The organism is Paraburkholderia phytofirmans OLGA172 (assembly GCF_001634365.1).
Lineage (GTDB): Bacteria > Pseudomonadota > Gammaproteobacteria > Burkholderiales > Burkholderiaceae > Paraburkholderia.
On sequence record NZ_CP014579.1, the window covers coordinates 552041 to 569879 of the forward strand.

Annotated in this window: 13 protein-coding genes and 2 pseudogenes; 7 read left to right on the top strand and 8 right to left on the bottom strand. The window is 60.1% G+C overall.

The genetic code is table 11. The features are described 5' to 3' along the window. Nucleotides 1-102: 102 nt before the first annotated feature. From AYM40_RS42600 to AYM40_RS38860, 5 genes and pseudogenes are all read right to left on the bottom strand, one after another. Nucleotides 103-279 (bottom strand): annotated as a pseudogene (locus tag AYM40_RS42600) (RHS repeat-associated core domain-containing protein); the annotation flags it as partial. Between the two features lie 428 nt (nucleotides 280-707). Beyond that, nucleotides 708-2552, bottom strand: coding sequence for an RHS repeat-associated core domain-containing protein (locus AYM40_RS40485; RefSeq protein ID WP_063498513.1), 1845 nt, complete (start codon nucleotides 2550-2552; stop codon nucleotides 708-710). After that, entirely contained in the window at nucleotides 2528-3520 is a 993-nt protein-coding gene (locus tag AYM40_RS40490; protein ID WP_063498514.1) for an RHS repeat protein, read from the bottom strand. The genes AYM40_RS40485 and AYM40_RS40490 overlap by 25 nt, the downstream gene beginning before the upstream one ends. Continuing rightward, entirely contained in the window at nucleotides 3463-4680 is a 1218-nt protein-coding gene (locus AYM40_RS22790; protein ID WP_063498515.1) for a type VI secretion system Vgr family protein, read from the bottom strand. Before AYM40_RS22790 ends, AYM40_RS40490 begins: the two co-directional genes overlap by 58 nt. Nucleotides 4681-5104: 424 nt before the next feature. Further along, nucleotides 5105-5185, bottom strand: a pseudogene (locus AYM40_RS38860) (hypothetical protein); the annotation flags it as partial. A gap of 269 nt (nucleotides 5186-5454) precedes the next feature. On the opposite strand from AYM40_RS38860, the gene AYM40_RS22795 reads away from it, so the two are divergent. Both AYM40_RS22795 and AYM40_RS22800 read left to right on the top strand, forming a co-directional pair. Then, nucleotides 5455-6249, top strand: coding sequence for a substrate-binding periplasmic protein (locus AYM40_RS22795; protein WP_063498516.1), 795 nt, complete (start codon nucleotides 5455-5457; stop codon nucleotides 6247-6249). Beyond that, entirely contained in the window at nucleotides 6246-9044 is a 2799-nt protein-coding gene (locus AYM40_RS22800) for an EAL domain-containing protein (RefSeq protein ID WP_063498517.1), read from the top strand. The genes AYM40_RS22795 and AYM40_RS22800 overlap by 4 nt, the downstream gene beginning before the upstream one ends. A gap of 5 nt (nucleotides 9045-9049) precedes the next feature. Here AYM40_RS22800 and AYM40_RS22805 read toward each other — a convergent pair whose 3' ends face one another. Beyond that, nucleotides 9050-10162: an MBL fold metallo-hydrolase gene (locus AYM40_RS22805; RefSeq protein WP_063498518.1), complete on the bottom strand. Its 1113-nt coding sequence runs from the start codon at nucleotides 10160-10162 to the stop codon at nucleotides 9050-9052. Between the two features lie 83 nt (nucleotides 10163-10245). On the opposite strand from AYM40_RS22805, the gene AYM40_RS22810 reads away from it, so the two are divergent. Both AYM40_RS22810 and AYM40_RS22815 read left to right on the top strand, forming a co-directional pair. Continuing rightward, complete coding sequence (locus AYM40_RS22810; protein WP_063498519.1) at nucleotides 10246-10860, top strand: TetR/AcrR family transcriptional regulator; 615 nt, start codon at nucleotides 10246-10248, stop codon at nucleotides 10858-10860. 91 nt (nucleotides 10861-10951) lie between these two features. Next, nucleotides 10952-11725 (top strand): MBL fold metallo-hydrolase, encoded by a 774-nt coding sequence (locus AYM40_RS22815; protein ID WP_063498520.1) that lies wholly within the window; start codon nucleotides 10952-10954, stop codon nucleotides 11723-11725. A 99-nt stretch (nucleotides 11726-11824) separates the two neighbouring features. On the opposite strand, the gene AYM40_RS22820 is transcribed toward AYM40_RS22815, so the two are convergent. Continuing rightward, nucleotides 11825-12139, bottom strand: a complete 315-nt coding sequence (locus tag AYM40_RS22820; protein ID WP_063498521.1) for a hypothetical protein — start codon at nucleotides 12137-12139, stop codon at nucleotides 11825-11827. 227 nt (nucleotides 12140-12366) lie between these two features. On the opposite strand from AYM40_RS22820, the gene AYM40_RS22825 reads away from it, so the two are divergent. From AYM40_RS22825 to AYM40_RS22835, 3 genes are all read left to right on the top strand, one after another. Next, complete coding sequence (locus AYM40_RS22825) at nucleotides 12367-13509, top strand: sigma-54-dependent Fis family transcriptional regulator (protein ID WP_063498522.1); 1143 nt, start codon at nucleotides 12367-12369, stop codon at nucleotides 13507-13509. An 81-nt stretch (nucleotides 13510-13590) separates the two neighbouring features. Then, nucleotides 13591-15393, top strand: coding sequence for an NAD(P)/FAD-dependent oxidoreductase (locus tag AYM40_RS22830; protein ID WP_063498523.1), 1803 nt, complete (start codon nucleotides 13591-13593; stop codon nucleotides 15391-15393). A gap of 309 nt (nucleotides 15394-15702) precedes the next feature. Next, a complete protein-coding gene (locus AYM40_RS22835) occupies nucleotides 15703-16128 on the top strand; it encodes a hypothetical protein (protein WP_236721058.1) in 426 nt (141 codons plus the stop codon). Nucleotides 16129-16328: 200 nt separating this feature from the next. On the opposite strand, the gene AYM40_RS22840 is transcribed toward AYM40_RS22835, so the two are convergent. Beyond that, the gene (locus tag AYM40_RS22840) at nucleotides 16329-17630 is read right to left on the bottom strand and encodes an MFS transporter (protein ID WP_063498525.1); all 1302 of its coding nucleotides are present in this window, start codon (nucleotides 17628-17630) and stop codon (nucleotides 16329-16331) included. Nucleotides 17631-17839: the final 209 nt, after the last annotated feature.

Genomic DNA, 17839 nt, shown 5'->3' on the forward strand with positions numbered 1-17839 from the left:
AATGCGTGTCGTATCTTTCCCGAGTCGCGGAGTCAAACTATCGGGCGTTCCTGACGCATTTCTGAAAACGGTTCCGCTCGTTAAAACTTTGGGTTCGAAGCCAGCCAGCCCCAGCGGATCAATCCACCCCGTCGGATCGGGCGCGTACTGCCAGGTGTTCAGTCCACCCGCGAGGTCAATCGGATCCTTGCTGATGAACCTGCCGCAGTGGGGATCGTAGTAACGGTGGAAGTTATAGTGCAGCCCCGTCTCGGCGTCGCCACTCTGACTTTGCAGCCGTCAGAAAATCTGGCAGTGGTGTGGATTGCCTACCACGTCATAGTCGTCCCACTCATGGAGCGCATTCTCTATCGAGCCTTGTACAACAAGGGGTTCCAACACGCGTTCTTATCTCAGACGAAAGGCTTCCTCGAGAGACAGCTCGTCCTCATCTTCTATCTCTGTCAGTGAATAGTTTTGGGGCAACGCAGATCGAACCGCGTTGTACAGGTCATGGTTTGAATTTGTGACCTCCAGAAGCAGTTCGTTCTCGCCAACCCTAAACACTCTCAAATCATATGCCCATGTGTTACGAGAATTGAGCGCCTTAAGAGCGATGCAGTTTGCCTTCTCATGCGCAACCAGCTGGCTTCGTCGTAACTCACTCATCACATGATCCGCGTTGCATTCGCGACCGTCCAGTCTTACCGAATATTCATAGCTCACAATCAACTCCCATCACCATGAGGACGCCCACGAACCGTAGGAAGATCACCAGGGTTCCGAATTCCAATATGCTTTTCGTCCCCGTCTTCCGTAACTATTCCACGATCACTCAGTTGATTGTTGCACGGGTCTTGCTTATGGACATGAGCATTATTGCCCGACTTGTATCCGCTTGGATTCTGATTGCCGTAGCGATGAATCCTGACCTCCGAACCATCTGCATGATTCCAATTGGCGTTCTTCCCGTTATCTTTTGTTAGGGTAAAACTGTCTTTTGCGAGCGTTTTTTCGATACGAGCGACGCTCATGCCTTTTAGCTGCTGTAGAGCCTTTGCGGCCGATGTACACGTTAGCCCCAGCGGATCAATCCACTGTACCGGGTTGGGCGCATATTGATAGACGTTGATGCCACCGGCCAGTCCAATCGGATCCTTGCTGATGAACCGGCCTGTCTGCGGATCATAATACCGATGCCGGTTATAGTGCAGACCGGTTTCCTCATCATAATACTGCCCCTGGAAACGCAGCGCGTTAGTGACCTCTGCCGGGTCCGGCTTCTCCTTCCAGGTGTCTTTCCAGCCACCCCACGCTTTGTAGCGTGCCAGCCATACCACCTTGCCCGATTCATCCACGAGTTCCTGTGGCGTGCCCAGGTGGTCATTCTGATAGAACAGTGTGGCGTGGCGCGTCGTCGCCGGCATCTGCACAAAGCGCCCATCGGTGCCGGTCGCCAGGTGCGCCGCCTCGACCAGCGTTTCATCCAGCCGCGCGAGCGGCACGGACGAACCCGGTTCATGCAGATAGTCGTAACGGACCCGGTTCAGTTCGGCCAGCACGTTACCGATGCACTTGGGCAGTGACTGCTTCCACTCGTACAGTTTCTTCGCGTCCTCGGAACCGCGCCTGTTGTGGCGCAGCGGCGGGTATTGCTCGTCCGGATGCGCGCGCAGCCAGGCCGCATCTTCTGCCGCCTCGCGTGCAAACCGTTCCGCCTTTTCCTGTGGCGTCTCCACGACCGGCGGCGGCGTCATCTTCTCCGGGTCCACCGGATTGCCCGCCGGATCGAACGCGAAAATTTCCGTCAGGTCCGGGGTGACGGCCTTCAGCAGTCGCCCGACCGGATCATAGGTGTAGTCGGTCACGCCGCGCGTGCGGTCCTCGATGCGCGTGAGGTGTCCTGCCGGGCCGTACTGCAAACGCCGTTGCGCGATGCGCTCGTGCGGACTGGCCGCGCTCGCGGGCCTTACCGCGAACCGCGCCAGCCGTCCGGCCGGATCGTATTCGCGCTGCTGGCTGAATGCCCTGTGCGTGCGTCCGGTTTCGCGGTGCAGCCGGTCCCGCTCGAAGTCGACCAGCGGCTGGCCATCGACCAGCACGCCATGCACATGCCCCGAGCCGTAACGCAGCCAGTCGACGGTGCGCGTGCTGGGCAGGATGGTTCTGGTGCGGTTGCCGAGCGCGTCATATTCGTGACGCGTGACCGTCACGTATTCAGTGCCGGTGGTGGGATGCTGATGCTGTTCTTCCGCGATCAGGTTGCCTGCCTCGTCGTAGTGCAGTTGCACCCGGCTGGATTCGCTCTGCGCGGTTACGAGCCGCCCGCGTGCGTCGTAGTAGAACTGTTCGCTATGGGTTCCTGTTCCGGGTGCTCGGATGTTGCGCCTCGCGAGGCGCCCGAGCGGGTCGCGCACGAACCCGGTTTCCACGTCCCCCTCGCGCAAGCCCACAAGCTGTCCCGCCTCGTCGTAGGCATAGTGGGTGGTGCGACCGTCGAAGTCCTGCTGTTCGACCAGTTGGCCGAGGGCGTCGTAACGGAATCGCGTCACCTCGTCGTTTTCGTTGCGCAACCACTCGAGCCGCCATTGCGCATCGTAAAAGCAGGCGATGTGACCACCGATACGGGCCGGCCCAGCGTGTCATACGCGGTCTGCGTGACATCGCCATTGGCTGCCGTGACCGTGACCGGCAAACCCCGCGCGTTGTATCCGGTGCGTGTCGTATTGCCCAGTGCATCCGTTGCGGCGACCAGGCGCCCGCTCGCGTCGTAGGCGAAGCGCTGCATCTGCCCCAAGGCGTCGCGGGTGCCAATCAGGTTGTTGTTTTCGTCCCAGTCGAAGCGCTCACTGGTACAGTCCGCGTACTCGACCAGCACGATGCGGTTATGCGCGTCATAACGGTGGAACGTGGCGTTGCCGGCGGCGTCCGTGACCTTGGTGTACCAGTGTTTGCGGTGATACTCGAAGCGCGTGTCCTCGTACACATCGCGCGCCCCTTTACCCAGCCAGGTGCGCACGCATTGCGCATCGGCCGGGGCGGGCAGATCCGCCTGCCTGCCGGTCCAGTCCCATTCCAGGTTGAAGGTGCCGCCATTGAAATCGGTGTAGCGCACCAGGAGATGCTGCTGGTACGCAAACTGGCGCTGGTGGCCCAGCATGTCCTGATGTTCGAGCAGGTCGCCCTCGGGGCTGTACGTGTAGGTCGCCAGCGTTTCCGTGTGACGGCTTCCGGCATGGACGCGATGGATCGACCCGACACGCCCACCCACGTACGCCAGGCGGATCGTGTTATCTGCGCGATCGCTGATCGTGACCAGTTCGCCCGCATCGTTGTAGTCGAGCGTCAGACCGAGACCGTCGCGTGAGGTGCGCGTAGTCAGGCGGTAACGCTCCCGCATTGCCGTGCCGTGCCGCTCATAGTCCTCACGCGAGCCGTCCAGCCAGGTCAGCTGGATGCGCCGCGCGTCGGGGCGGCTGACGCTCAGTTGCTCGGTCGGCACGTCAACGGATTCGCCCACCTCGACCGGCGGCAGCGGCACGGCCCGGTTATCGGCACCGACTCGCCGCCAGCCGGCCATTCGTCATAGTCGAAATCGAACCGCACCGTGTAGTGACCAGCGCGCGTCAGGTGCGCCTCCGCATCGTTGTCCGGTGACGTGACGCGTGCCGAAAGCGTGCCGGCGATTTTCGGCCAGTTGTCTTCTTCGAGCTTCAGGCGGAACGGACGCTCCGAAGGGATCGAGCGGAACGAGTTGATATAGGATTGGTTGCGTGCGGCTCGATGCACGACTTCAATGATGACCTGGCCGTGCGGCGCGTCTGGTAGCGGTTCATCCATCTTCAGCATGAGGCCGGGGCACAGGTCATGAACGGTGCTCCTGCCGTCGTAGACGATCTGCCACGCCACCGCGGCCTCGTGTCTCAGGCGTGCTTCCCATGCAGCCTCCTGGGCATTCAGGTGGTGCGTACCAAATACGTACGTCTGCCCCCAGGTGGTTTTGTCGTCACGCGTGACATTGGCCCGAGCGTCGAAACGCTCCCATGCATCGTCCGGGTTGTAGTCCGCCACGCGCACCGATTCGGGAATGGTCTCGCTATGCGTCTGCAACGCAATCACGGCTTCATGACCCGACTCAAGACCTGAGGTCTCGCGATAGGGGATGACCACGTGAGGCCGGTACGTATAGCCGTCCACGTCGTCGGCGAAATGCACCTCATCGCCGATCTTGCCGGGACGGATAAAGCAGTAAAGGCCTGTCTGACGCATCAGCAGGTAAATATAGTCCCAGTCAGACATCTGGTATTGCATACGGAATGCGAGCTTGGGAAACGCGCGCCGCAGCTTGAAACTGAACTGGTGCGTGCTGAAATCGTGACGGCGCAGGATATCCGCGATGATGTCCGGAACCGATTTGTTCTGGTAAATGCGTGTGGCGCGCGTGAGGCGTAGGCGGGCAATATGCGCCTCGACCACGATCCGGTATGCGCAGAAGTCACGCGTCCTGCGCGTACGGACCACCTGCGTGATACAGCCGTTGAAGGTCCGGGTCCCGCCGCCGTCGGGCGGCGGATCGATGGTGAATGTCGCATCGCGGCTTAGGTAGTCGACACGATTCAGGTCGACATTGGCCGTCAGTTCCAGCGTGATCTTGTAGGGCTCGCCCAGCCGTTCAACCGCTTCGACCGATACGATTGACAAGCTATCGGTCGAAGGCGCTTGCCTGACTTCCAGGTGATATGACTGGCATCCGGTGGTCCATCGCGCCGTTGCGCCCCTGGCCTGTCCTCTGCTGACTCCATCCGTCATCCGCTCGCCTCCGTCCGTGCGCAGTGCATAAGATCTTGCGCATGGACTATCGGATGAACTCGAAAAAAAATCTATAGGATATCTACGTGAATTTCGCAAACACTTGTCGTGTCACGGGGCGCAATTGCATGAAACGTTACAGATGGTGACGGGATCGTTGCAAACCCGGTCGGCTGAAGGCGCGATTACTCCAGCTTTTGACCGTGGAAAGAGGCGATGCGTGATGAGGCGAGCTTCTGACGCAACATCTTCGCGGCCTGAACCAAATTCGTCAGTGCCGGAATCACCTCCTCCCATGTACGCGGTTTCAGGCCGCAAGCCACTCGAGTACGGCGTTCAGGTCGGTTTTCCAGATGTTGCGCCCGTTGATTACGCCGGGCGACAACACCTTATCGGCCAACAGGTGCGCAACGGACGCCAGCTTGCGCAAAAGAAGTCGTCCGGGGCGCCCTCAAGAATGGCGGAGTTTGGCCGACAATGCGTACAGAGGCTTTGCAAAAGAAAATCTTGCGAGTTCGCGACACCTCGGCGACGCAATGGGTCAGAAAAAATCCCGAAATGTGTGATAAAACTATGGTAGTTCGAAAAAAGGCCTGACTGAACATGCCATCGGATTGTGATCGCGAATAAGAATTTAACTGGGCGTCGTTCCGCTACGGAGGCGTTGTGATTCGAAACTGGCTTGGCGGGGTGTTGGTTGCAGTGTGTTTCGTCAGTAACGCCTTTGCGGACGGACCGGATTGTTCCCGGCCGTTTACGCTTGGATTGCACGACCACGGCCTGCTCTATTCACTCGATACCGATAGTGGTATCGACAAAGACTTTGCAGATGAGTTGATCCGGCGTAGCGGTTGCCAGATCAAGGTCAGTCTGATGTCACGCGCACGTATCTGGAAACTGATCGAGTCGGGCGCACTCGACTTCAGTCTTTCTGGCATTGCAAATGACGAACGCAATCAATATGCTTCGTTTGCGTGGTACTTCAGTAATAAATACTATCTGCTCGTGCGGAAAGACGCCGGCATCCATAACGTCGCGGACTTCGAACACAATGAACGCGCCCAGCTCGGCGTGATCCGCAGTTTTCGCTACAGTGCATCGGCCAACGAACTGGTCGACAGACTGACGTCGGAAAACCGGGTCAGCCTGGCGGGCGGGCTCGAGCCTCTCTACCAGGCGCTGATTCTTCGACAGATCCAGGGCATGATTATCGAGCCCTTCGATTACCCCGCGCTGGACGAGAAAAAGATACGCGACGTGACGACGATCGTTGAGTTCAACGATCCTTCGGTGCCGCACGGTCTGATCATGTCGAAGAAAGCACTCTCGGCCGCCGAACAGGAGAAGTGGCGGGCGCTCGTGGATGAAATGCGTGCCGACGGAACGGTGCGCCGTATCTTCGAAAAGTACTTCAGGCCGGACCTGGCCGATGCCATGGTCAACTTCAAGGCGTCACCGTGATCCGGGTACGCTCGGTTCTACTGCCGTTGCTGGTTTTATCCGCATCGCTCTGCGTGACCTGGGTCGTGTGGAATCACGAACGGCAAGCGACTCGCAAAGAGCTTCGCACCCAGTTTGATTACACCATGAGCGATGCGGTAGGCCGCATCGAACAGCGCATGGCGACTTACGAGCTGATGTTGCGAGGCGTGCAGAGCCTGTTTGCCGCGAACGGAACGATCGATCGCGACAGGTTCCGGCGCTATGTGAGCGCACTCAATCTCGACGCGAACTTTTCCGGCGTCCACGGCGTCGGCGTGATCGAATGGGTGCCCGCGGCGCGTAAAGCGGCTCATATAGCGGACATGCGCCAGGGCGGCATTCCAGACTACACGATTCATCCCGACGGGCGGCGCGAGGATTATGCCCCGATCATTCAGCGCGAACCCTTTATTGGCCTCGCACGCGGCCCGTCCGGCTTTGACACCTGGGACGAGCCGGTGCGGCGGGCTGCGCTGGAGAAGGCCCGGGATTCCGGCATGGCGGCGATCTCGGGAAAGGTGCGCCTTGCGATCGATATGGACGCAGACCCCCAGCCGGCTTTCATCATGTACCTTCCGGTCTATGCTTCCGGCAAGGCACAGGACAACCTCGTGCAGCGTCGGGCGAACATCATTGGTTGGGTCTATGCATCGTTCCGCATGCGCGATGTGATGGCCAGTCTCTACGGTGAGCAGCCACCCGGCGTCTCGCTGGCCATTTACGATGGCGTAGAACCATCGGAGGCAGCACTGCTGAATCGCACTTCGGATGCAAACAGCCAGCGTGCGCCCGCGCTCATCTCCGCAAACGAATATCTGGTTGTGGACGGGCACGACTGGACGCTGTCGATGAGCGCCTCCGACGCGTTCCGATCCCGCTTGGGACGTAATGCGGAGATGTTGATTGCGGGCACGGGCAGCGGGTTGAGTCTCCTGCTGGCGCTTCTGGCCTGGCTCGTGATGACGGGGCGGGAGCGTGCCATGCGACTCGCCTCGGCGATGACCCGGGAGTTGCGCGAGAACGAAGAAAAATTTCGCGCCATTGCCGACTGCACGGTGAACCTGGAGATCTGGTGGGGACGGGACGGCAAACCTCGCTGGATCAACCCGTCGGTTGAATACTACACGGGCTACACCGTCGCCGAATGTATGGCGATGCCCGATTTCACCCTCAAGCTAATCCATCCGGAGGACATTTCGCGCGTTGCGCCGGAATTTCAAAAAGGACTTCAGGGTTCTCGCGGCGAGGATCTTGAGTTTCGTTGCGTGCGCAAGGATGGATCGCTCCTCTGGCTGTCGGTTTCCTGGGTTCCGATTAGCAATCAGAGAGGAGACTTCATTGGTTTTCGTACAAGCGGGCGCGATATTACGGAGCGTAAGAAGTCGGAGGAGAAAATCCGCGAACTTGCCTTCTACGACACGCTGACCCGCCTGCCCAATCGCGCGCTCCTTCTGGATCGGCTGAGGCAGTCAATGGTGGCCAGCCGGCAGAACAAGGCTTGCGGCGCCCTGATGTTCATCGATCTCGACCACTTTAAAACGCTGAACGATACGCTTGGGCACGACAAAGGCGATCTGCTCCTGCGACAGGTCGCATATCGCCTGTCGAGTAGTGTCAATGAGGGCGACACGGTTGCCCGGGTCGGCGGTGACGAGTTCGTTGTGCTGCTCGGCAACCTGAGTCTGGACAAGGCGACGGCGACGATGCAAACAGAGGCGGTGGGGGAAAGAATTCTCGCGGTGTTGGGGGGCGCCTATCAGCTCAATGGTGTCCAGTTCCGGAGTACCGCCAGCATCGGCGTCACAGTATTCAATGGGGAGCAGACTTCCACCGACGAGCTTTTCAAGCAGGCCGATCTCGCCATGTATAAGTCGAAGGAGCGCGGCCGCAATGCCATGTGCTTTTTCGACCCTGCGATGCAGACGGCAGTGCTGAGACGAGCCGAGCTGGAGGTGGGGCTGCGCAACGCCATTGAGGAGAACCGGCTCGTGCTTCACTATCAGGCGCAGGTCGTCGACGGCGACCGCATAACCGGTGCGGAAGCGCTGGTGCGCTGGGCGCATCCTGAGCGCGGCCTGATACCCCCGGGTGAGTTTATCCCGCTCGCTGAGGAGTCGGGGCTGATTCTCGAGATGGGGCGAACGGTATTGGCGTCCGCATGCGCCCAGCTGGCCCTGTGGGCGACGCGGCCGTCGATGGCGCATCTGTCTATATCCGTGAACGTAAGCGCCCGGCAATTTCGCGAACCTGACTTCGTGGACGATGTGCTCGCAGTGATCACCCGGGCTGGGGCGCGGGCGGACAGGCTGAAGCTCGAGCTGACCGAGAGTGTTCTGGTTGAGAACGTACAGGACATTATCGAAAAGATGAGCATCCTTCGAACGCGAGGTGTGACTTTCTCCCTGGATGACTTCGGGACTGGCTACTCTTCGCTGGCTTACCTGAAAAGATTGCCATTGGACCAGTTGAAGATTGACCGGTCGTTCGTGCGCGACATCCTGGTCGACCCCAACGACGCGGACATCGCAAGAACGATCGTGGCGCTCGCCCGAAGTTTTAACCTGGGTGTCATCGCTGAGGGCGTCGAAACTGAAGCGCAGAGAGATTTCCTTGCGGTAGCAGGATGTCATGCCTATCAAGGTTTCCTTTTTTGCAAGCCGCTTCCGATTCAGGGTTTCGAGCAATTTGTGAGCAGATTCGGTTCCCGGGACCGGACGGAAGACCGGTCGACGGGGCGTGATGGGAGAAGCGTTGGTTCAGATACGGTCACCTGATCAATCTATATTTGGCGGCAGGAAAACCGGCGCCGCGACGTCGCGGGTTCTTGCACCAGCTCCGCAACCTCGCGCCACCACTTCCCGCCGCGGTGCGGCGCGCCCAAATCTAACCGCTCGCCCATGCGGGGCGTCGCAAGCGGAATGCCGCGCGCGGCGGTGAGTCCGACCACGCGCTCGTAGGGTTCTTGCCAGCGATGCATCGCCAGGTCGAACGTGCCGTTATGAACGGGCACCAGCCAGCGGCCGCGCAGATCGATGTGTGCCTGGACGGTCTCGTCGGGCTGCATGTGGACGTACGGCCATTGGGCATCGTAGGCACCCGTTTCGAGCAGCGTCACGTCGAATGGACCCAGCCGCTCGCCGATGGTCTTGAAGCCGTCGAAGTAGCCCGTGTCGCCGCTGAAGAATACGCGCAGCGCGTCATCGACGATCACCCACGAGGCCCACAAGGTGCTGTTGCCGTCAAACAGACTGCGGCCGGAGAAATGCTGCGCCGGGGTTGCCGTGAACGCCAGGCCGTCGATCTCAACGCTCTGCCACCAGTCGAACTGGCGTACCTTCGACGCCTCGATACCCCACTCGATCAGGCGGTCGCCGACACCCAGCGGCGTCAGAAACACACCCGTCCGCGCGGCGAGCGCCAGCACGGTCTCGCGGTCCAGATGGTCGTAGTGGTCGTGCGACAGAATCACGCCGGAGAGCGGCGGCAAGTCTTCGAGCGCGATGGGCGGTGCATGAAAGCGCTTCGGACCGAACGACCGGAACGGCGATGCGCGTTCAGCGAAGACCGGGTCGGTCAGCCAGAACTGACCACGCAGCTTGAGCAGCATGGTCGAATGCCCGAGGCGATACAGGCTCCGGTCAGGCGCGGCGTCGAGCTGTTCACGCGACAGCGCAGCGACGGGCAGGGTGCCCGCCGGCACCGTGCCGTCCGGTTTGTTGAACAACACATTCCACACGATGCTCAAGCTCTTGCCGATTCCTTCGACGGGACGCGGCTTGACGTTACGAAAGCGCTCGCCGTCGTGCTGTGCCGACGTGTCGAACAATTCGCGCCCGCGTCGCGCTGCCGTCAGGCCCAAGACGCGGCGAACAGAACCGGTGAGCGATGTCATGCAAACCACCTCGATACGGAAAGTAGACTGTTGAGTGTAGTTTATTTTTGAGAAAAGTAAACTGCCCAGTGTAAAATTTAACGATGGACACCAGTGATACCCCTCTCCGCCTGACTGACCGCAAGCGCGCGGCCGTGATAGCCGCGGCCATTGAAGAATTTCTTGCGGCCGGCTTCGACGCGACCAGCATGGACCGCATCGCGGCGCGCGCGAGCGTCTCGAAGCGTACGGTCTACAACCATTTTCCAAGCAAGGAAGCGCTGTTCGCGGCGATCCTGCGGCAGTTGTGGGAGTCGAGTGACACAGGAGCGGCGCCGGCTTACTCCGCCGTGCACCCATTGCGTGCGCAGTTGCTCCAGCTTCTGTTGAAAAAGCTGAGCCTGTTGAATGACGAGGCGTTCCTGTCCCTCGCGCGAGTAGCGATCGCGGCAGGCATTCATTCACCGGAGCGCGCGCGCGATATGGTGACCCGCATGGGTGAACGGGAGGAAGACTTGACGGTGTGGATTCGCGCAGCCGCTGCCGATGGCCGCCTCAAGACGTCGGACCCGGTGTTCGCCTCGCAGCAGTTGCAGGGCCTGGTAAAGGCGTTCGCTTTCTGGCCGCAGGTGACGATGGGCCAGCCACCGCTCAGCGTGGATGAACAAAGGCAAGTCGCGGAATCCGCTGCCGATATGTTTCTTGCGCGTTATGCGTGAATCGTTGGCGACGAGATGTCAGTCTCAAGGCCCTCGAAGGGTGAAGCGGAGTGTGTCACAGTAACAACTCTCACTCGAGGAGCGACTCCGCATGACCCGATTACCGATTGCCGACCGATGGTTCGAACTCAAACGCATCAGCGACGACATCACGCTACTGTGGGAACCCCACGTCGTACCGTTAATGCGCTGCAATATCTGGCATGTGCGTGGCCGCGACCGGGATCTGATGATCGATACAGGGATGGGCATCGTCAGTCTGCAGGATGCAGCGAGGCACCTGCTGCAGAAGGACGTCACCGCCGTTGCGACGCATACGCACTCGGACCATATCGGCGGACATCATGAGTTCGAGCACACGCTGGTTCACGAATTGGAGGCAGACAACCTGCGCTCGCCGCGCGAGCGAGGCACCCTTCTGGCCTCGGTATTGGGTGACGAAGCCATTCGCCGGTATCGCGAAGCAGGTTATCCGTTCGACGGCGATCTGATTACGGCCCTTCCCAGCGCTGATTACGCGATGTCCGACTATCGTGTGAGGGCCGCAACGGTCACGGAAATCGTCAAGGAAGGGAACATTGTCGATCTCGGCAACCGGCATTTTGAAGTCCTGCATCTGCCGGGCCACTCACCGGGCAGCATCGGGCTATGGGAAGCGGCGTCCGGCACGTTGTTCTCGGGCGATGCGATCTACGACGGCCCGCTGCTGGATGAGATAGGCGGCGCGGATATTCCGGCCTATGTGCGCACCATGAAGCGCCTGCGCGAATTGCCTGTGCAAGTGGTCCACGCTGGACACGACGCGAGCTTCGGGCGAGAGCGGCTGGTCGAGTTGGTCGATGCCTATCTGGCCAAACGTACCTGATCACGGGGCTGCTCGACGGCCTGGCGCGTGGCCTGCTGGACTTCGCGCGCCAGGGAAACGGTTGGCGTATGGTCTAGCCCTTAACCCGATAACCCAGTTTTACGCGTCTTTCAGCCAGGGCATTTCCACGGGTGACACCACCAGACGCCGGGACTCCCGTTTCAGTTCGAAGATAAACCCGACCAGGATCATGGAGTCGGCATACGGGATCGGGAATACGTGAGGATTGTCCGCGGTGCGTAGTGGGTGCGCCGGCGTATCTGCTGTCGTCGCGGCGTTCTCGCGGACGCTTTCCAGCTCGTCGGCCATGGCCTGCCCACTGACTTTCTGGACGCGGCTACGCAAGTCGCTGAAGGGTTCGATGCGCGCCCCGTCTTCGTTGTATTCGGGCACTTCATAGATGAACCAGGACATGTGCGTCTCCAGAGAAAAGGGCAAGTATTCTAGCAGCGTGCATCACGCATCCACGCTTTCCTGGCTACGGAAATCGAGCCGCGCTCAGTCCCCACCACAAAAAAACTGAGACGAAAGTCTCATCCGGTCGGATGCTGCACTGCGGTGTGATCTTCCGGAACCCGCATGCTAAAAGTCATCCTAAGCGTGCCACTCAGCGATACGCGCCGAGCCGACCGGAGACATTCATGCCCTATGTTCCGCAAGTGAGACACATCGACCGGATCCGCAGGTTGATCGAAGGCCGAACGACCGATCGCGGCGCCGATGCTACGCGGCTGGCTTCGTCGTATTGGCGCTCCCTTGAACAATATCACCTCGATCCTGGCGTGACAGAAGGTCCGCGCATTCTGACCGCGCCAGAATTGCGCGACGTACAACACCGGGAAGAATCGGTTTTGCGGGCCTCGGGAGAGTGTCTTTCGCGTCTGCATGAGACGGTGCGCGAAGCGGACTACTGCGTGATGCTCACTGACGCGCAGGGCGTGACGATCGATTATCGCGTTGACCGGGATCGGCGCCACGACTTCAAACGAGCGGGACTTTATGGGGGCTCCTGCTGGTCCGAGCGGGAAGAGGGAACCTGCGGCATTGCCGCCGTGCTGCTCGATTCCCAACCGATTACGGTGCATAAGACCGATCACTTTCGCGCCGCTTTTACCACGTTGACGTGTAGTGCTTCGCCTATTTTCGGGCTGGAAGGCGAGCTGATCGGCGTGCTGGATGCGTCGGCGATTCGCTCGCCCGATGAACGCGAAAGCCAGCGGCTGATCAATCATATCGTGCGTCATAGTGCGGTGTTGATCGAAGACAGCTTTTTTCTCAACGCGACCACGCATTGCTGGGTTTTGCTGGCGCACCGCAATCGCCACTACGTGGAAGCCCAGCCGGAAATTCTGATCGCCTTCGATGTGCGCGGAAATGCAGTCGCGGCCAATCGCCGGGCCAAAGAGTGCGTGCCGGGCCTCGATCGGCTGCCGCGACCGGTCTCCGAGTTATTTGATGTCCGCGCCGAACGTCTTCTGGATGTCAGGCCCGGTCGCGACATGGTCTCGATGAAATTTGTGGGCAACGGTTCGCCTCTCTATGCACGCGTTCGTCCACCCGTCATTCGCGCGCAACGGCAGCCTGTGCCGAAGCCTCAGGGTCCCGCCCGCGAGGCGCAACCCGCACTCACCGAAATCGATGCCCTTGAGCGCGACCGCATCGTCGCTGCCCTGACGGATGCGAAATGGCGCCCGGACGAGACCGCCCAAACCTTGGGCATCTCGCGCGCGACGCTCTACAGACGGATCGCGAAGTTCGGCATTGTCCCGCCTCACCGGCGATAGCGGTCCACGGTTTTCCAGCGGGCAAAGAACCCGCGTATTACTTCGACGTTTCATTAATCCGTATCGAATGGAGGAGCAGTCATGCCTGAAAATAATGCAAGCCAGACTATTGCACATGTTCTGGAGTCCATGGAATCAGCGCTTAAACACGGTGATACCGCTGCGGCGCTCGCGTTGTTTCAACCCGAGTGCTATTGGCGCGATCTGGTTGCTTTCACCTGGAATATCAAAACCATGGAGGGCCGGGACCAGATCGGTGCCATGCTCGACGCGCAACTCGACGCCATTAAACCCACCCGGCTGAAGGTTGCTGAAAATGAAGCACCGACCGAAGCCGGCGGCGTAGCACAGGCGTGGATCACCTTCGAAACGGAGGTCGCCCGCGGCAGCGGCTTTATCCGCGTGAAGGATGGCCTGATCTGGACCTTGCTGACCACCATGGGTGAACTGAAAGGCCATGAAGAACCCAAAGGCAACCGCCGTCCGATGGGCGCGGAACATGGCGCGCGCATGGATCGAACGAGCTGGAAGGAACGTCGTGAAGCCGAAGCGCAGGCGCTGGGCCGCGCGGAGCAACCCTACTGTTTGATCGTGGGTGGCGGGCAGGGTGGGATTGGCCTGGGCGCGCGTCTGCGGCAGTTGGGTGTGCCGACGATCATCGTCGATAAAAATCCACGTCCTGGCGATGCCTGGCGCAACCGCTACAAGTCCCTGTGTCTGCATGATCCGGTTTGGTACGACCACATGCCTTATTTGCCGTTCCCGGATAACTGGCCGGTTTTCACGCCCAAGGACAAGATTGGCGACTGGCTCGAGATGTACACCAAGGTCATGGAGTTGAACTATTGGGGGTCGACCATTTGCAAGTCCGCGCGTTACGACGAAGCAGCGGCTGAATGGGTGGTCGAAATTGAGCACGATGGCGAGACGCTGACGCTGCGGCCAAAGCAGCTTGTGCTTGCTACGGGCATGTCGGGGAAGCCGAATATCCCCTCATTCAAGGGCATGGATGTGTTCAAAGGCGAGCAGCATCATTCGTCGAGACATCCGGGACCCGATGCGTACAAGGGCAAGAAAGTGGTGGTGATCGGCGCGAACAATTCGGCGCATGACATCTGTGCGGCGTTGTGGGAAGCAGGCGTCGACGTCACGATGGTTCAGCGTTCGTCCACGCATATCGTCAAGTCGGATTCGCTGATGGAGCTTGCGCTCGGTGATCTTTATTCCGAGCGCGCGGTGGCGTCGGGCATGACGACGTCGAAAGCCGACCTGACGTTTGCGTCGATCCCGTACAAGATCCTGCACACGTTTCAAAAGCCCGTATTCGATGCGATCAGGGAACGCGATGCAGAGTTCTATGACCGTCTGGAAAAGCGGGGTTTTATGCTCGACTTCGGCGATGACGACTCGGGGCTCTTCATGAAATATCTTCGGCGCGGGTCGGGTTACTACATTGATGTGGGCGCCGCCGACCTTGTCGCGGACGGTAAGATCAAGCTGAAGAGTAGCGTGGATGTGGTCGAACTCAAGGAACACTCTGTTCTGCTAAGCGACGGTGCCGAGCTCGAGGCGGACCTCGTCGTCTACGCAACCGGCTACGGATCGATGAACGGCTGGGCCGCCGATCTCATCTCGCGTGACGTGGCGGATAAAGTGGGCAAGGTGTGGGGGCTGGGTTCGAATACGACAAAAGACCCGGGACCGTGGGAAGGCGAGCAACGCAACATGTGGAAGCCCACGCAGCAGCCCGCCTTGTGGTTCCATGGCGGCAACCTGCATCAGTCGCGCCATTACTCCCAATATTTATCGCTGCAATTGAAGGCGCGCATGGAGGGAATTGCGACGCCGGTTTATGGCCTCCAGGAAGTGCATCATCTTTCCTGACGCCGGCGGGCGGTCGATGCGCGTGTCAGCGATCCCAGTTTGACGAATACTGGGTTGGCGTTGCAATGCGCATCGGCCGCTACGATAGTCGTTCCTCTCATTGGCCATGCGCTTGCTGACCGCTGGCAACGTCAGCCGGCTATCCGCCGGCCTCCGCCGGCTTTGACCAATCTGAGCGTCACCGCACAGACTCGCCGGCTCAGCCGTACGATTCTGAAGTCTCAACGCTCTGCTGCCACCTGTCCTCGAGCCTGTTGCGCAATCCAGCAGAACGATCGCGCTTCTACGATGAAACCATCCGTTCTCCGCATGCTGACCGCCGTTGCGTCGCTGGGCGTGGGATTCTCTGCAGCTGTGTGCAATGCCTATGCGCTCGATACACAGATGAACTGCCAGTCGAGCCCGCATGATTTCATTGCTCCGCTTCTGGACGAGCAGTCGATCGATCCAAAGCCAATGCGCATTGAAGCGAACTCGGTTAATGCATTTCGTCCCGCGCACGGCAGCAACCTGACGGCATTCGGCTTTCATGTTCATGCTGTCTTCGGCTATGAGCCAAACGATCCCATCTTCAAGCAAGGCAGCGGCCAGTCGGTTAGCTCCTCAACGTATGGCGTGGTGGTGACCGGCTCTGCCGCGTCGGTTGAGGCGAGCGTTCGACGGGCAGGGAGCGATGCTGTAGTTCACGAAGTCATTCCATTTTTTCTCACGGCCGTTTTTTGCAACGGGCATTGAGACCGATCCTCACTCGTTCAGATCGTCCATTCCTGCAGCAACGCCATTGCGCGCCCGACGAGCGCCGCAGCAGGCAAGGCCATCCCTCGCGCGCCACTTGCCACGGCCCAGGCATTGGACGCTGCGGCTCGTGCGATCAAGGCCGCCCCAGGATCCTGATCGCAGGTCCGCGTTTATGGACATGCTGAAACCGGACACAGTCAGGTTCTGACGGATTGCTCCTTGAACAGGGCAAGTGCGCAGAAGCTCATGAAGCATGCCGGCGCCACGTACCAGGCTGCGGAGATTGGATTGCCCGTCCATTTGATCAACCCTGTCACGATGAATTGTGCAGTACCGCCAAACAGGGCTACGTGCAGCGCATGCGCAGTCGCCATGCCACTGGCGCGCACCCGCGCAGGAAGCGCTTCGAGCACAAGCAGGGCGATGACGCCGGCGCCCGTCGCCACCAGCACGCTAATGAGCGCGACGCCGCACAGGATCGGCAGCGCGCTGTTCGCACCCGCAATCAACAGGAAGACCGGATAGACCAGAAGCGCCGTACATCCCGAACTCAGAAGGGCCAGTGGCTTGCGGCGAGGCAGACGGTCGACGAGGCGGCCGGACAGTGGCGGAATCACGACCAGCAACAGCGCGGACAACGCCGATGCCATGAATCCGGTGAGGGCGGGCATGTGCATCACGCGAGTCACATAACTCGGCATGAAGTAGACGATTGCGTAGACCGGTATGGTTTGCCCCATCATCATCAGCATCGCCAGGACGATCGTGGCGCTATGGTGGCGATACAGTTCGGCGAGCGGTGCGCCGGCATGCCGGGCGTCGGCGGTTGCTGACGGCGCAGGATCCTCGCGAAGCCGACGGCGAATATACAAGCCGACTGGCGCGATCAGAAGGCCAATCAGGAATGGAATACGCCAACCCCACGAGGCAAGCGCGGCTGGTGACAGCGTGCTGGAGAGCAGCAAGCCGAGAGAGGCGCCCAGCAATGCAGCGGCGCCCTGGCTAGTGAGTTGCCAGCTGACCAGATAGCCGCGCCGCGACACCGGTCCCGCCTCCATGACGAAGGTCGCGGCTACGCCGATGTCACCGCCGAGCGCAAAACCTTGCAGCGATCGAGCGGCGACAAGAATAAGCGGCGCGGCCACGCCTATCGTCGCAAATGACGGACACAGCGCGATCGCGGCTGTCGCCAGGGCCATCATCCAACTCGTTCGTGTCATGGCGGCGCGGCGTCCCACGCGGTCGGCATAAGTGCCGATCAGCATCGCGCCAAGCGGGCGCATGAAAAAACCGACGCCGAAGGTGCCGACGGCCAGCAGCAGCGATGTCATTGGATCTGTCGCCGGGAAGAACTGGTCGCCGATCATCGCCGCGAAGAATCCGAACACGGTGAAGTCGAACATTTCGAGGCCGGTGACGAGCGATGCGGCGATGATGGCCTTGAGAAGTTCGCGGCGATTGCGGGTGTTCGCGACCGTAGCGAGCGGGGTCGTGCCCATTTCATTTCCTGGCGAAGAGGTGGTTCCGGACGTCGGCAGATATGCGGACGCGCGAAACTATACCCCGGTTTTCAATAGATGGCCGCAGGCCGCGAGGGCTTCCTCCCATGGCACGTGCGCATGCTGATTGGTGGACGGCCGGAAGAGAACAGTCTTGCCGGTGAGAGGCAATAACGAGTGCGCGCCTTCACGCCATGCACAGAAGCGGT

Coding starts and splice junctions, on each gene's coding strand:
- AYM40_RS22810 (WP_063498519.1), top strand. CDS start 10,246: ATGGACACCAGTGATACCCCTCTCCGCCTGACTGACCGCAAGCGCGCG.
- AYM40_RS22835 (WP_236721058.1), top strand. CDS start 15,703: ATGCTGACCGCCGTTGCGTCGCTGGGCGTGGGATTCTCTGCAGCTGTG.
- AYM40_RS22825 (WP_063498522.1), top strand. CDS start 12,367: ATGCCCTATGTTCCGCAAGTGAGACACATCGACCGGATCCGCAGGTTG.
- AYM40_RS22820 (WP_063498521.1), bottom strand. CDS start 12,139: ATGTCCTGGTTCATCTATGAAGTGCCCGAATACAACGAAGACGGGGCG.
- AYM40_RS22840 (WP_063498525.1), bottom strand. CDS start 17,630: ATGGGCACGACCCCGCTCGCTACGGTCGCGAACACCCGCAATCGCCGC.
- AYM40_RS22830 (WP_063498523.1), top strand. CDS start 13,591: ATGCCTGAAAATAATGCAAGCCAGACTATTGCACATGTTCTGGAGTCC.
- AYM40_RS22805 (WP_063498518.1), bottom strand. CDS start 10,162: ATGACATCGCTCACCGGTTCTGTTCGCCGCGTCTTGGGCCTGACGGCA.
- AYM40_RS22815 (WP_063498520.1), top strand. CDS start 10,952: ATGACCCGATTACCGATTGCCGACCGATGGTTCGAACTCAAACGCATC.